General features: G+C 68.4%; 13 protein-coding genes. 1 reads left to right on the top strand and 12 read right to left on the bottom strand.

The window, feature by feature from the left end:
• Positions 1-2: 2 nt before the first annotated feature.
• The 4 genes from ctaD to ACR3ZA_RS02370 form a co-directional block, all read right to left on the bottom strand.
• Positions 3-1,724 (bottom strand): aa3-type cytochrome oxidase subunit I, encoded by a 1,722-nt coding sequence (ctaD, locus tag ACR3ZA_RS02355; protein ID WP_473659769.1) that lies wholly within the window; start codon positions 1,722-1,724, stop codon positions 3-5.
• A complete protein-coding gene (gene ctaC / locus ACR3ZA_RS02360) occupies positions 1,724-2,539 on the bottom strand; it encodes an aa3-type cytochrome oxidase subunit II (protein WP_473659772.1) in 816 nt (271 codons plus the stop codon). Before ctaC ends, ctaD begins: the two co-directional genes overlap by 1 nt.
• Positions 2,540-2,741: 202 nt before the next feature.
• Positions 2,742-3,131 (bottom strand): iron-sulfur cluster assembly accessory protein, encoded by a 390-nt coding sequence (locus ACR3ZA_RS02365; protein ID WP_473659774.1) that lies wholly within the window; start codon positions 3,129-3,131, stop codon positions 2,742-2,744.
• A gap of 10 nt (positions 3,132-3,141) precedes the next feature.
• The gene (locus tag ACR3ZA_RS02370) at positions 3,142-4,563 is read right to left on the bottom strand and encodes a M20/M25/M40 family metallo-hydrolase (RefSeq protein WP_473659776.1); all 1,422 of its coding nucleotides are present in this window, start codon (positions 4,561-4,563) and stop codon (positions 3,142-3,144) included.
• Between the two features lie 40 nt (positions 4,564-4,603).
• On the opposite strand from ACR3ZA_RS02370, the gene ACR3ZA_RS02375 reads away from it, so the two are divergent.
• Positions 4,604-5,167: a DUF3043 domain-containing protein gene (locus ACR3ZA_RS02375; RefSeq protein ID WP_473659778.1), complete on the top strand. Its 564-nt coding sequence runs from the start codon at positions 4,604-4,606 to the stop codon at positions 5,165-5,167.
• Between the two features lie 22 nt (positions 5,168-5,189).
• Here the strand turns inward: ACR3ZA_RS02375 and ACR3ZA_RS02380 are convergent, their stop codons facing one another.
• From ACR3ZA_RS02380 to ACR3ZA_RS02415, 8 genes are all read right to left on the bottom strand, one after another.
• A complete protein-coding gene (locus ACR3ZA_RS02380; protein ID WP_473659780.1) occupies positions 5,190-6,218 on the bottom strand; it encodes a quinone-dependent dihydroorotate dehydrogenase in 1,029 nt (342 codons plus the stop codon).
• 12 nt (positions 6,219-6,230) lie between these two features.
• The gene (gene nrdR, locus ACR3ZA_RS02385) at positions 6,231-6,749 is read right to left on the bottom strand and encodes a transcriptional regulator NrdR (protein WP_473549757.1); all 519 of its coding nucleotides are present in this window, start codon (positions 6,747-6,749) and stop codon (positions 6,231-6,233) included.
• Positions 6,750-6,815: 66 nt separating this feature from the next.
• Positions 6,816-8,123 (bottom strand): histidinol dehydrogenase, encoded by a 1,308-nt coding sequence (gene hisD, locus ACR3ZA_RS02390; RefSeq protein ID WP_473659782.1) that lies wholly within the window; start codon positions 8,121-8,123, stop codon positions 6,816-6,818.
• A gap of 24 nt (positions 8,124-8,147) precedes the next feature.
• Entirely contained in the window at positions 8,148-11,612 is a 3,465-nt protein-coding gene (dnaE, locus tag ACR3ZA_RS02395; RefSeq protein WP_473662265.1) for a DNA polymerase III subunit alpha, read from the bottom strand.
• A 111-nt stretch (positions 11,613-11,723) separates the two neighbouring features.
• Complete coding sequence (locus ACR3ZA_RS02400; protein WP_473659784.1) at positions 11,724-12,647, bottom strand: RluA family pseudouridine synthase; 924 nt, start codon at positions 12,645-12,647, stop codon at positions 11,724-11,726.
• The gene (lspA, locus tag ACR3ZA_RS02405; protein WP_473659786.1) at positions 12,644-13,249 is read right to left on the bottom strand and encodes a signal peptidase II; all 606 of its coding nucleotides are present in this window, start codon (positions 13,247-13,249) and stop codon (positions 12,644-12,646) included. Before lspA ends, ACR3ZA_RS02400 begins: the two co-directional genes overlap by 4 nt.
• The gene (locus ACR3ZA_RS02410; protein ID WP_473659788.1) at positions 13,236-14,123 is read right to left on the bottom strand and encodes a DivIVA domain-containing protein; all 888 of its coding nucleotides are present in this window, start codon (positions 14,121-14,123) and stop codon (positions 13,236-13,238) included. Before ACR3ZA_RS02410 ends, lspA begins: the two co-directional genes overlap by 14 nt.
• A gap of 167 nt (positions 14,124-14,290) precedes the next feature.
• Positions 14,291-14,593: a YggT family protein gene (locus tag ACR3ZA_RS02415; protein WP_473659790.1), complete on the bottom strand. Its 303-nt coding sequence runs from the start codon at positions 14,591-14,593 to the stop codon at positions 14,291-14,293.
• Between the last annotated feature and the right edge of the window lie 42 nt (positions 14,594-14,635).

The following is a 14,635-nucleotide window of genomic DNA, read 5'->3' on the forward strand; positions in this document are numbered from 1 at the left end:
GGTTACTTGACCTTCCCGTCAGCAACATCGATCACCGGGGCGTCGGGGGCGTCTTTGGCCGGTCCGACACCGAAAGCCACGCCCACCTCGGGGTGGTGCAGGTCGAACGCCGGCGACTCCGAACGGATGCGCGGGATCGAGGTGAAGTTGTGGCGCGGCGGCGGGCACGAGGTCGCCCACTCGAGCGACCGCGAGTTGCCCCACGGGTCGTCGACGGTGACCTTCGGCGCCTTGCGAGCCGTGATCCAGACGTTGTAGGCGAACGGCAGCACCGAGGCGGCGAGCAGGAACGCGCCGATCGTCGAGACCTCGTTCATCCAGGTGAAGCCATCCTCGGGCAGATACGACGCATAGCGACGCGGCATACCTTCGACACCGAGCCAGTGCTGAACGAGGAAGGTCGTGTGGAAGCCGATGAACAGCAGCCAGAAGTGGATCTTGCCGAGACGCTCGTTGAGCATCTTGCCCGTCCACTTCGGCCACCAGAAGTAGAAGCCGCTGAACATGGCGAACACGACCGTGCCGAAGACGACGTAGTGGAAGTGCGCGACGACGAAGTAGGAGTCCGAGACGTGGAAGTCGAGCGGCGGGCTCGCCAGGATGACGCCCGTCAGACCACCGAAGGTGAAGGTGACGAGGAAGCCCAGCGCCCAGATCATCGGCGTCTCGTAGGTCACCGAGCCGCGCCACATCGTGCCGACCCAGTTGAAGATCTTCACACCCGTCGGCACCGCGATGAGCATCGTCATCAGGGCGAACCAGGGAAGCAGCACCGAGCCGGTGACGTACATGTGGTGCGCCCAGACGGTGACCGACAGCGCCGCGATGGCGATCGTCGCGTACACGAGCGTCTTGTATCCGAAGATCGGCTTGCGGCTGAAGACCGGAAGGACCTCGCTCACGATGCCGAAGAACGGCAGCGCGATGATGTACACCTCGGGGTGGCCGAAGAACCAGAACAGGTGCTGCCACAGGATCGTCCCGCCGTTCGCGGGATCCAGCAGGTGCGACTCGAAGACGCGGTCAGCGCCGAGCGCGAAGAGGCCCGCCGCGAGCACCGGGAACGCCAGGAGCACCAGGATCGAGGTGACGAGCGTGTTCCAGGTGAAGATCGGCATCCGGAACATCGTCATGCCGGGCGCACGCATCGTGATGATCGTGGTGATGAAGTTGACGGCACCGAGGATCGTTCCGAAACCGCTGAGCGCGAGGCCGAAGACCCAGAGGTTTCCGCCGACGCCCGGGCTGAAGGTCGTGCTCGACAGCGGCGTGTACGCCGTCCAGCCGAAGCCCGCCGCACCCTGCGGGGTGAAGAAACCGGCGACCGCGATCAGCGAGCCGAAGCTGTAGAACCAGTACGCGAGCGCGTTCAGTCGCGGGAACGCCACGTCGGGCGCGCCGATCTGCAGCGGCATCACGACGTTGGCGAAGCCGGCGAACAGCGGCGTCGCGAACATCAGCAGCATGATCGTGCCGTGCATGGTGAACAGCTGGTTGTACTGCTCGTTCGACTGCACCAGGTCGACACCGGGCGTGAAGAGCTCAGCGCGGATGACGAGCGCGAGCACGCCGCCGATCAGGAAGTAGATGAACGAGGTGATCAGGTACAGGTAGCCGATCGTCTTGTGGTCGGTGGTGGTGATCCACTTGACGAAGACGTTGCCCTTGCGCTCGACAGAAGGCGTTCCGACCGTCGACGTCGGAGTTGCGGTCGCGGTGCTCATCAGGACTCGTCCTCGCTCGTTCCGCCGGTTCCCGGCAGGTTCTGGTTGACGTTCTGGTCGGCCCCGAGGCGACCCTCGAAGCCCGCGTCACGCAGCGACTCGATGTACGCGTCGTACTCGGCCTGCGACACGACCTTCACCTGGAAGAGCATGTCGGCGTGATACTCACCGCAGAGCTCGGCGCACTTGCCGGCGTACGTGCCCTCCTTCTCGGGGACGAAGTACATGTAGTTCGTCTTGGCCGGGATCATGTCCTTCTTGTAGAGGAAGTCGATGACCCAGAAGGAGTGCGCGACATCGCGCGACTCGATGTTGAGCTGCACCTTCTGGCCGACCGGCAGGTACAGCGTCGGAAGCTGCGACTCGTCGAGGCTGCCGTCCAGGTTCAGGCGGTCCTGCGCCTGGATTCCGGGCGAGTACACGTTCTCGTCGAGGTAGTTGAAGTCCCAGGCCCAGCGCTTGCCGTAGACCTCGATCTGCACGTCGGGGTCGCCCGGGTCGGTCTCGATCGAGACCTGCTCGCGCACCGTGAAGGCGAAGAAGCCGAGCACGAGGATGAGCGGAACGATCGTGAAGAAGATCTCGATCGGCATGTTGTAGCGCAGCTGCGCCGGCATGCCGGACTGCCCCTTGCGGCGACGGTAGGCCACGGCTGCCCAGATGATGAGCGCCCAGGTGATCAGGCCGACCACGAGGAGCACGATCCAGGAGTTCACCCAGAGGTTGATGATCCCCTCGGTGTGGTTCGTGACGTCAGGACCACCGGGCAGAAAGCCCTGGACCTGCTCTTGCGTGCATCCGGCGAGTACCAGCATTGCGGCACCCCCGATGGGCACTGCGGCCCAGCGGGCCAGACGGGATCGGCCAAGCCGACGCGGGGAGCGATGGGAGCGCACCTGGAACCTCTCGGAATTGCGACGCATGTTCGAAGTCATCCTAGCAATGCGACGGGCCCCGAACTTTCCGTCCGGGGCCCGTGGCGCGTCATTTATTGCGCTTCTTTCGCGCGAAAGCCGATCAGTGGAAGCTGTCTCCGCAGGCGCAGCTGCCGGAGGCGTTCGGGTTGTCGATCGTGAAGCCCTGCTTCTGGATCGAGTCCTCGAAGTCGATCGACGCTCCGTCGAGATACGGCACGCTCATCTTGTCGACGACGACCTCGACCCCGTCGAAATCGCGCGTGGCGTCGCCGTCGAGCAGACGCTCGTCGAAGTAAAGCTGATAGATCAGGCCCGAGCAGCCGCCCGGCTGGACGGCGACGCGGAGCCGCAGGTCGTCGCGACCCTCCTGCTCGAGCAGGGCGCGCACCTTGGAGGCGGCCACGTCGGTGAGGGCGACACCGTGAGCGGACGGCTCGGCGCCATTCGTCGCGGCAGCGGTCGTCGTGTCGGCAGTCGTCGTGTCGGTCATGCCCGCCATTCTACGCGGCACCGCTGGTCGAGCGCTGATTCACGCGGGCCAGGAGAAGCGCCTCGGCGAGGATCGCGCGCCGGAAGGTCGGCACGTGCAGCGACTCGTTGGGGCTGTGGGCTCGCGAGTCCGGATCCTCGACGCCGGTGACCAGAATCTGCGCCTCCGGGAAGACCTCCACCAATTCGGCGATGAACGGGATGGATCCGCCCACCCCCATCTGCACGGGCTCTGCCCCGTACGCCTCCTCCATCGTCTGGAGCGCGTCGGCGACCGCCCAGCCGCGGGTGTCGACCAGGAAGGCCTCACCAGCTTCGATCTCGCCGAACTCGAGCGTCGCGCCGAACGCCGCATTCGCCTGCAGGTGCGCGATGAGCGCGTCGCGCGCCTCCCCCGCGCTCTGGCCGGGAGCCACGCGCGCGCTCACCCGCACGCGCACGGAGGGAACGAGAGTGTTGGAGGCGTTGCGCACGGTCGGCGCGTCGATCCCGGTGACCGTGATCGACGGCTGATCCCAGATGCGCGACAGGATCGTGCCGGTGCCGACCGGCTGCGCGCCCTCGAGGAGTCCGGTCTCGGCGCGCAGGCGCGCCTCGTCGTAGTCGGGTGTCGTCGCCTCGCGGCTGCGCAGCCCCGGCACGGCGACCGAGCCGTTCTCATCCCAGAGCGAGTCGAGGGTCCGGATCGCGGCGAGCATCGCGTCGGGCACCGCTCCCCCGAACATGCCCGAATGCGAGGCATGGCCGAGCGTCGTCACGGTCAGGTTGAAGGAGACCGCACCTCGCAGCCCGACGGTGAGCGCCGGGGTGTCGAGGTCCCAGTTGCCCGAGTCGGCAACGACGATCACGTCGGCGGAGAGCGCATCGCGGTGCTCGGCGAGGAAGCTGGAGAAGGACGGGGAGCCGAACTCCTCCTCGCCCTCGACGAACAGCACGAGGCCGAGGTCGAGGTCTGCGGTGCTCGACGCGGTGAGCGCGCGGATGGCGGCGAGGTGGCTGAGCACCCCGGCCTTGTCGTCGGCGGCGCCGCGAGCATAGAGGCGGTCACCGCGCAGGGTGGGCTCGAACGGCTCCGAGTCCCAGACCTCGGGATCGCCCTCGGGCTGCACGTCGTGGTGAGCGTAGAGCAGCACCGTCGGTCGGCCGTTGCGCGCGGCGCGGGTGGCGAGCACCGCGGGCTTGCCGCGACGGTCGGTCCCCGGAATCGGCGCATCGAAGATGTCGACCGTGTCGAAGACGCCCGTCTCGCGCGCCAGCTCGGCGACGCGCGCCGCGCTGCGGCGGACGTGCTCGACGTCGAAGCCGTCCCACGAGACGGACGGAATGCGCACCAGATCGGAGAGCTCGGCGATCGCGCGCGGAAGGCCGGCGTCCACCGCCTCGCGCAGGGCGTCGGCGGGCGGAGAGGCGGGTGCGGAGGAGTCGGAAGCCATGCGGCTAATCTTAAGCAGACCCCGAGAGCAAGGAACCCCCGTGGCCAAGACCCCGCAGACCCCGCAAGAAGACGACGAGAGCATCGCCGTCGGCAAGGGGCGCCCGACGCCCACGCGTGCGGAGCGCGAAGCGGCTCGCAAGCGTCCCCTCGTGCCCAACGACCGCCGCGCCGCCTCCAAGGAGCGCCGCGAGCGTCTCAACGCACAGCGTGAGCGCGCCCGCATCGGCATGGCCAACGGCGAGGAGCGCTTCCTTCCCCTCCGCGACAAGGGACCGCAGAAGAAGTTCGTGCGCGACTACGTCGATGCGCGCTTCAGCCCCGGCGAGATCATGCTCCCACTGGTGGCCCTGTTCCTGGTGATCTCGTTCATTCCCTACGAGGGCGTCGCCGAGTACGGCATCCTCGCCGTCTGGGCGTTCTTCTTCCTCGTCGTGATCGACAGCGTGCTGATGGGCGTGCGCCTCAAGAAGCGCCTCGGCGAGAAGTTCGGCGAGAGCAAGGTGGAGAAGGGGTACCGCTGGTACGCCGCGATGCGTGCGCTGCAGATGCGCCCGCTGCGCCTCCCGAAGCCGCAGGTCAAGCGCGGCGACGAGGTCAAGTAGCTCTCGAGCGCCCGCGCGACGCTCAGTCGAAGGTCGCGATCAGCTCACGCGTGATCTGACGCGCCCACAGCGGGCCGCGGTAGAGGAATCCGGTGTAGCCCTGCACCAGGGTCGCGCCCGCGTCGAGTCGCTCGCGGACATCGCGGCCGGTCTCGACGCCGCCGACCGAGATCAGGCAGCGATCCGCCGGGAGCGCCGATCGGACGATGCGAAGCACCTCGAGCGAGCGCGCCGCGAGCGGGGCGCCGGAGAGACCTCCCGCGCCGATCTCGGCGACGCGAGCCGGATCGGTGACGAGCCCGTCGCGTGACAGCGTCGTGTTGGTGGCGATGACTCCGGCGAGGTCGAGCTCGACGCTCAGCTCGGCGATCCGCAGCGCCTGCTCATCGGTGACGTCGGGCGCGATCTTCACCAGCACCGGGGTCTCCCCCGCAGCCGAGCGCACCGCCGCGAGCAGCGGCGCGAGCTGATCCAGCTCCTGCAGCCCTCGAAGACCGGGGGTGTTCGGCGAGCTGACATTCACCACGAGGTAGTCGGCCCGCGGCGCCAGAATGCGCGCGCTCTCCAGGTAGTCGGCCGTGGCATTCGCGACGTCGACGATCCGCGACTTGCCGATGTTCACGCCGATCACCGGACGCCGTCGGCGGCGGCGTTCACGATCGAGTCGGGGCGCCGCGGCCGCCGAGCCGCCGTTGTTGAACCCCATCCGGTTGATGACCGCGCGATCGCGGATCAGGCGGAACAGTCGCGGCTTCGGGTTGCCGGGCTGCGGCTGGGCGGTGAGGGTGCCGACCTCGACATGGCCGAAGCCGAGCTGCCCCAGACCGCGGATCCCGCGGGCGTCCTTGTCGAACCCCGCCGCGAGGCCGAACGGCGTGTCGAAATCACGGCCGAGCGTCTGGACGCGCAGCCGCGGGTCGCGCGGAGCCGTGCTCGACAGCCAGGCACCGATCCCCACGAAGGGCAGCGCTCGGATCACCACGAAGGCGAGGTGGTGGGCGAATTCGGGGTCGAGGCGCGCGAGAACGACGCGAAAGAGAGTGCGGTACATACCGCTCTCAGGCTATCGCTGTTCGGTGCCCGCCGAGGCGCTCGCGGCACCATCGGCCGGGGTGCCGTCGGGCTGCTGGGAGCTCGCGCGCTCGACCCGCAGCAGCGTGATCGCCGTTTCGAAGTCGTCGAGCGAGTCGAAGGCCTGGTACACGCTCGCGAAGCGCAGGTAGGCGACCTCGTCGAGCTCGCGCAGCGGCGGCAGCGTCGCCAGCCCGATGTCGTTGGCATCGACCTGTGACACGCCCGTGGCTCGGATCGTCTCTTCCACGGTCTGGGCGAGGAGCGCGAGCTGAGCGTCGGTGACCGGGCGCCCCTGGCACGCCTTGCGCACGCCCACGACGATCTTGTCGCGACTGAACGGCTCGATGATGCCGCTGCGCTTGACGACGCTCAAGCTCGCCGTCTCCGTCGTCGTGAACCGTCCGCCGCACTCCGGGCACTGCCGACGGCGGCGGATCGCGAGCCCGTCATCGCTCGTGCGGGAGTCGATGACGCGGCTGTCGGGGTGACGGCAGAAAGGGCAGAACATGGTGCCCCCAGGATATTGCCCCGGCTCGGGCTTGGCTGGGAGGCTCTCCGCGCCAGCCCCGCGCGACTAGTCGGCGAATCGCGCGTCGACGGCGTCGCCGTGCGCGGGAAGGTGCTCGGCGTCGCTCAGGTTGCGGATCAGCGGCGCCACCTCCTGAAGCCCCTCGTGCGTGTAGCGGATGATCTGCTGCGACCGCAGGAAGGTCGAGGCCCCGAGGCCCGCCGAGAACCGCGACTGCCCGCCCGTCGGCAGCACGTGGTTCGAGCCGGCGAGGTAGTCGCCGAGGCTCACCGGGGAGTCGGCACCCAAGAAGATCGCGCCCGCGTTGGTGATCAGATCCAGCGTCTCGCCGAGGTTCGTCGTGTGGATCTCGAGGTGCTCGGGACCGTACGCGTTGCTGACGGCGGCCGCGGCGGAGAGGTCGTCGACCAGCACAATCGCCGACTGCGGGCCGGAGAGCGCCTCTGCGACGCGGTCGGCGTGTCGGGTCGAGGGTGCCTGCACGGCGAGTTCGGCACGCACCCGGTCGGCGAGAGCCTCCGAATCGGTGACCAGCACGGCGGCGGCGATCTCGTCGTGCTCCGCCTGGCTGATCAGGTCGGCCGCGACGAGGCGCGCCTCCGCGTGCTCATCGGCGATGATCAGGATCTCGGTGGGGCCCGCTTCGGAGTCGATGCCGACCACCCCGCGCACGAGGCGCTTGGCGGCGGCGACGTAGACGTTGCCCGGTCCGGTGATCAGGTCGACCGGGTCGAGCGCGACATCGGCCACGCCGTAGGCGAAGGCGCCGATCGCCCCGGCGCCGCCCATTGCGTAGACCTCTTCGACGCCGAGGAGGCCGCATGCTCCGAGGATGACCGGGTGCACCTCGCCGTTGAACTCGGCCTGCGGCGGCGAGGCCACCACGACCGAGCGCACACCCGCGACCTGGGCGGGAACGACGTTCATGACGACGCTCGAGGGATACACGGCCTTGCCGCCGGGAACATAGAGCCCGACACGGGTGACCGGCTGCCAGCGCTGAATGACCTCGGCCCCGGGGCCGAGCGCCGTCACCGCCGCCGCGGGCACCTGCGCCTGGCTGGCGACGCGCACGCGCGCGATGGCCTCCTCGATCGCGGCACGGACGGCCGGATCGAGGGCGACGACGGCGGCGGTGATGCGGGCCGGGTCGACGCGAATGCTGTCGGGCTCGGCGCGGTCGAAGCGGCTGGCCTGCTCGCGCAGCGCCGCCTCCCCACGGTCTCGAACATCAGAGATGAGAGCTGCGGCGGCCTCGCTCGCGACGGCGACGTCGACGCGAGCACGCGGGACGAGATCGGCGAGTTCGGCGCGGGAAGGGTGGCGACCGCGGAGGTCGAGGGTCTGAATCATGGCTCGACCATGCTAGTCGTCTTGTCAGACGACGCAGTTGGGGCCGAGAAGGCCCTTCAGCTCGCCGTAGAGATCGGCCGTGACCGTGACGGGGTACGGGATCTCGAACATGCGGGCGTTGTCGCCGCGGACCAGCCGCAGTCGCACCTCGTTGTCGCCGGCGTGCCGGATCAGCACGTCGTTGAGCTTGGAGACGACTTCGGTGGTCGCCCGGGTCTCGGGAACCGAGATGACGAGCGGGCCCGAGCCGAGACTCTGGCCGATCTCGGGCTGGAACAGCGACACGGCATGCAGATTCATGCCGTCGTCGCGGACGCTCACGCGCCCGCGCACGACGACGATCGAGTCGCCGACGAGCGCCGGTGAGAACTCCTGGTAGGTCTTGCCGAGGAACATCACGGTGACCTCGCCGCTGAAGTCCTCCAGCTGGATGATCCCGTACTGGTTGCCTGAGTTGCGCGCCGTGCGGTGCTGCACGCTGGTGACCAGTCCGGCGACGGTCACGTTCTCGCCGTCCATCGGCGCGTCGGAGTCCAGCAGCTCGGCGATCGTGGTGCTGGCGTGGCGGGCGAGCTGGTTCTCCAGGCCCGCGAGCGGGTGATCGCTGACGTACAGCCCGAGCATCTCGCGCTCGAAGGCGAGCTTGTCGCGCTTGGTCCACTCGGGCCGCTCGGGCACCGACTGCACGGCGTGCTCGGGCTCGTCCCACAGGCTGTCGAAGTCGAAGCCGACCTGGCCGTTGGCGGCGGCCCGCTTCTCGCTGACGGCCTGCTCGACCGCCGACTCGTGGATCTCGATCAGCGCGCGCCGGGTCGATCCGAGCGAATCGAAGGCGCCAGCCTTGATGAGCGACTCGACGGTGCGCTTGTTCGCCGCGGCCAGCGGGATCTTGCGCAGGAAGTCGTGGAAGCTCGTGAAGGCGCCCTCGCGCTCGCGGGCGGCTCTGATGTGCTCGACGACACCGAAGCCGACATTGCGCACGGCGCCCATGCCGAAGCGGATGTCGTCGCCAACGGCCGCGAAGTATCCGATCGACTCGTTGACGTCGGGCGCCAGCACGTTGATCTTCATGCGGCGGCACTCGTTGAGGTAGATGGCGAGCTTGTCGCGAGCGTCGCCGACGCTGGTGAGCAGCGCCGCCATGTACTCGGCCGGGTAGTGCGCCTTCAGATAGGCGGTCCAGTAGCTCAGCACGCCGTACGCGGCCGAGTGCGCCTTGTTGAAGGCGTAGTCGGAGAACGGCAGCAGGATGTCCCAGAGGGTCTTGATGGCGGCCGACGAGTAGCCGTTCGCGCTCATGCCCGCGCTGAAGCCCTCGTACTGCTTGTCGAGCTCGGACTTCTTCTTCTTGCCCATCGCGCGTCGCAGGATGTCCGCTTGGCCGAGGGAGAAGCCAGCGACGCGCTGGGCGATCGCCATGACCTGCTCCTGGTAGATGATCAGGCCGTAACTGGCATCCAGGATGTCCGCGAGCGGCTCGGCGAGCTCCGGGTGGATCGGCGTGATCTCCTGCTGCCCGTTCTTGCGCAGCGCGTAGTTGGTGTGCGAGTTCGCCCCCATCGGACCGGGTCGGTAGAGGGCGATGACGGCCGAGATGTCTTCGAAGTTGTCGGGCTTCATCAGGCGCAGCAGCGACCGCATCGGGCCGCCGTCCAGCTGGAACACTCCGAGCGTGTCGCCACGGCCGAGCAGCTCATACGCGGCGCGGTCGTCGAGGTCGAGCTCTTCGAGCACCGGCCGGAAGCCGCGGTTCGCCTCGATGTTGTCGAGGGCGTCGTCGATGATCGTGAGGTTGCGAAGCCCCAGGAAGTCCATCTTGATCAGGCCCAGCGACTCGGCGGCCGGGTAGTCGAACTGCGTGACGATCTGGCCGTCCTGCTCCCGCTTCATGATCGGGATGATGTCGATGAGCGGCTCGCTCGACATGATGACGCCGGCCGCGTGCACGCCCCATTGGCGCTTCAGGCCCTCGAGGCCCCGCGCGGTCTCGAACACGCGCCGCGCATCCGGGTCGGAGTCGATGACGGCGCGGATGTCGCCGGCTTCCTTGTAGCGCTCGTGGTTCTTGTCGTAGATGCCGGACAGCGGGATGTCCTTGCCCATGACGGCCGCGGGCATCGCCTTGGTGAGCTTCTCCCCCATGCCGAACGGGAAGCCGAGCACGCGGCTCGAGTCCTTGAGCGCCTGCTTGGCCTTGATGGTGCCGTACGTGACGATCTGGGCGACGCGCTCGTCGCCGTACTTCTCGGTGACGTAGCGGATGACCTCGCCGCGACGACGTTCGTCGAAGTCCACATCGAAGTCGGGCATCGACACGCGATCGGGGTTCAGGAATCGCTCGAAGATCAGGCCGTGCATCAGCGGGTCGAGGTCGGTGATGCGCATCGCGTAGGCGGCCATCGACCCGGCACCGGAACCACGGCCGGGACCGACGCGGATGCCGTTCTCCTTCGCCCAGTTGATGAAGTCGGCGACGACCAGGAAGTAGCCCGGGAAGCCCATCTGCACGATGACGCCGACCTCGTAGTCGGCCTGCTTGCGCACCGCGTCGGGGATGCCCGCCGGGTAGCGATAGTGCAGGCCCTTCTCGACCTCGGCGACGAACCACGAGTCCTCGGTGTGCCCCTCGGGCACCGGGAAGCGCGGCATGTAGTTCGCCGAGGTGTTGAACTCGACCTCGCAGCGCTCGGCGATCAGAAGCGTGTTGTCGCACGCCTCCGGATAGTCGCGGAACAGCTGCCGCATCTGGGCCGGCGTCTTCAGATAGAACTCGTCGGCGTCGAACTTGAAGCGGTTCGGGTCGTCGAGCGTCGAACCTGACTGCACGCACAGCAGCGCCGCGTGCGCCGCCGAGTCGTGCGGGTGCGTGTAGTGCAGATCGTTCGTCGCGACGAGCGGGAGACCGAGCTCCTTCGAGAGTCGGATGAGATCCGACATGATGCGCTTCTCGATCCCGAGGCCGTGATCCATGATCTCGGCGAAGTAGTTCTCCTTGCCGAAGATGTCGCGGAACTCGGCCGCTGCCGCGACCGCCTCGCGGTACTGGCCGAGCCGCAGCCTCGTCTGCACCTCGCCGCTCGGGCAGCCGGTGGTCGCGATGAGACCCTTGCCGTAGGTCTGCAGCAGTTCGCGGTCCATGCGGGGCTTGAAGTAGTAGCCCTCGATCGAGGCGAGGCTGGAGAGCCGGAACAGGTTGTGCATGCCGGCGGTGTTCTCGGCCAGCAGCGTCATGTGCGTGTAGGCGCCCGAACCCGAGACGTCGTCGCCGCCGCCGTTGCCCCACCGCACCCGGGTCTTGTCGCTGCGGTGGGTGCCGGGGGTCAGGTAGGCCTCGGTGCCGATGATCGGCTTCACGCCGGCGTCGCGCGCCTTGCTCCAGAAGTCGAACGCTCCGAAGTTGTTGCCGTGGTCGGTGATCGCGACGGCGGGCATCCCCTGCTCGGCGACGGCCGACATCAGGTCGGCGACGCGCGCTGCTCCGTCCAGCATCGAGTACTCGCTGTGAACGTGCAGGTGCACGAAGGAATCGCTGTCAGACACGCGCTCTCCGGTCGATCGGACGGGGACTCCCCCAGGGTAAACCGCCGCGCGGCATCCGGCTCAGTCGGCGCGCAAGAGATCGAGCGCGTGCTGAAGATCCGGCGGGTAGACCGACTCGAACTCCACCGGCTCGTGCGTCGCGGGGTGCCGGAACCCGAGGCGCATGGCGTGCAGCCACTGTCGCGTGAGGCCGAGCCTCGCCGCGAGCGTCGGGTCGCCGCCGTAGAGCGGATCGCCCACGCACGGGTGCTTCTGGGCCGCCATGTGGACCCGGATCTGGTGCGTGCGGCCCGTCTCGAGGTGCACCTCGAGCAGGGTTGCGCGACGCATCGCCTCGAGCGTGTCGTAGTGCGTGACGCTCGGCTTGCCGTCGGCCGTGACGGCGAACTTCCAGCCGGCGCTCGGGTGTCGGCCGATCGGTGCGTCGATGGTGCCGGAGAACGGGTCGGGGTGCCCCTGCACGACGGCGTGGTAGATCTTGGAGACCTCGCGGTCGTGGAAGGCGCGCTTCAGCCCCGCGTACGCGCGCTCGCTCTTGGCGACGACCATGAGTCCGCTCGTTCCCACGTCGAGTCGGTGCACGATGCCCGCGCGTTCGGCGGCGCCGGAGGTCGAGATACGGAACCCCGCGTCGGCGAGAGCGCCGAGAACGGTCGGCCCCTCCCACCCCACGGACGGATGAGCCGCCACCCCGACGGGCTTGTCGATCACCACGATGTGGTCATCGTCGAACACGATGCGGAAGTCGGGAACGCGCACCGGCACGATGCGCGGCTCGGTCTTCGGCGTCCACTCCACCGTCAGCCAGGCGCCCGCCCGGACGCGATCCGACTTGGCGACGACGGCGCCATCCAACTCGACGCCGCCAGCCGCGACGACCTCCGAGGCGAAGGTGCGCGAGAAGCCGAGCAGCTTGGCGACGGCGGCGTCGGCGCGTTCGCCGTCGAGACCGTCGGGCACGGGGATAGTGCGGCGCTCGGTCACGAGGCGGGCATCGGCGGGTCGTCGGCGTCGGACGTCGAGTCCTTCGGACGCGCCGGGGTGCGGCGGCCGTCGAGGCCGACGCCGCGCAGCGACAGCAGGATGAACAGTCCCATGCTGGAGACGATCGCGATGTCGGCAACGTTGAAGATCGCCGGGAAGTAGATCACCTGGATGAAGTCGATGACATGTCCCTCACCGAAGCTCGGCTCTCGGGTGAGGCGATCGGTGAGGTTGCCGAACGCTCCGCCGAGCACGAGCCCGAACATCACGGCCCACGCGAGCGAGCGGATGCGGGGAGCGAACCAGACGATCACGACCGTGACGCCCAGCGCCACGAGCGAGAGCACCCAGGTGAACCCGCTCGCGATCGAGAACGCCGCGCCAGGGTTCTTGACGTAGTGGAACTGGAGGATCTCTCCGAGCACCGGCACGATCTCGTTGAGATCGAGGTTGGTGACGATCAGGTACTTCGTCAGCTGGTCCAGGGCCCAGACGACGAGCGCGACGAGACCGAGCAGCACGAGCACGCGAATGCTCGGACGCCGACGGCCCGCAGCGGCGGGCCGTTCGGGCTCGATCTCGACCGGCTCAGTTGCCGCCAAAACCGGGGTACTCGGTGGGCTGCGGGTACGCGGCGAAGTCGTTCGACGGCGCCGGGTAGCCCTGCGGAACGCTGGGCGCCTGCTGCGGCGCGGCCGGCTGCGCCGGGTAGCCCTGCTGCTGCGGGGCCGGCTGCTCGGGGTACGTCTGCTGCGGAACCGACGGGCCGGTGTACGCGGGCGCGGGCTGCTCGGCGTAGCTCGGCTGCGGCGGCGCCACCGGGGCAGCGTCCGCCTGCGGCGCGCTCGAACCGCTCAGCGCGTTGCTGCTCTCGAGCTCGCGCAGCTGGCCCTCGATGTAGCCCTTGAGCTTCTCGCGGTACTCGCGCTCGAAGATCCGAAGCTCTTCGACCTTGCGCTCGAGCATCGCCTGCTCTTGCTGGAGCTGGCCGATCTGCTCGCGCTGCGACTGCTCGGCCTCGGCCACGATGCGCGCCGCCTGGGCCTGGCCCTCGGCGACCAGCTGGTCGCGCTTCTCCATGCCCTCGCGGACGTGCTCCTCGTGGAGGCGACGTGCGAGCTGCAGGAGGTTGTTGGTGTTTCCGGGATCCATCGAACTCGGATCCATCGACTGGGCGAACTGCGGCTCGGGAACCGCGGCCGGCATGGGCGCGGCCATCGGCGCGGCGGCGGGCGCCGGAGCGGCGGGGGCCGGCGCGGCGGGCGCGGGGGCGGCTCCGCCGGAGCGCTGGAGCTCGGCGATCTTGCTGTCGCTCGCGACGAGACGCTGACGGAGCTCTTCGTTCTCCTGGTTCAGGCGTCGAAGCTCGACGACGACCTCGTCCAGGAAGTCATCGACCTCATCCTGGTCGTAGCCCTCACGGAACTTCGTGGGTTGGAATCGCTTGTTGACCACGTCTTCCGGTGTGAGTGCCATGTGCGCCACCTCGTCCACTTTCCATCAAGGGGAGAACCCTCCCCGCTCGCGCTGCCATAAAACTAGCAAGTTTCGGCCTCACCCAGAAGGTGAGAGTCTGACGATCTCCGCCGCGCTGTCGCGCTGCCCCCGATCGTTCAGCCCAGCGTACAGCCCCGCTCTGGGATTTACCCCAGGGTTGCGATCGCCGCGACGAGAGAGAACCCGACGAAGCTGAGCAGCAGCACGATGCTCCACGCCAGGTCGAGCACCGCGCCGCCGAGCCGCAGTGGCGGCACCACCTTGCGCACGGCACGGATCGGCGGATCGGTGACGGTGTAGCTGGCTTCGGCGAGCACAAGCATCGCCCCGGTGGGACGCCACCGCGGCGCGAGCACGCGTGCCCAGTCGAAGCCGAAGCGAACCCACATCAGGACGAAGAAGATGGTGAGCGCGACACGAAGAACCAGAGCCACGATGGAGAAGATCACGTGACCATTCTCTCAGGGACGCGAGCGCCCGCGCGCCAGCGG

The organism is Herbiconiux sp. J20-20, assembly GCF_057365085.1.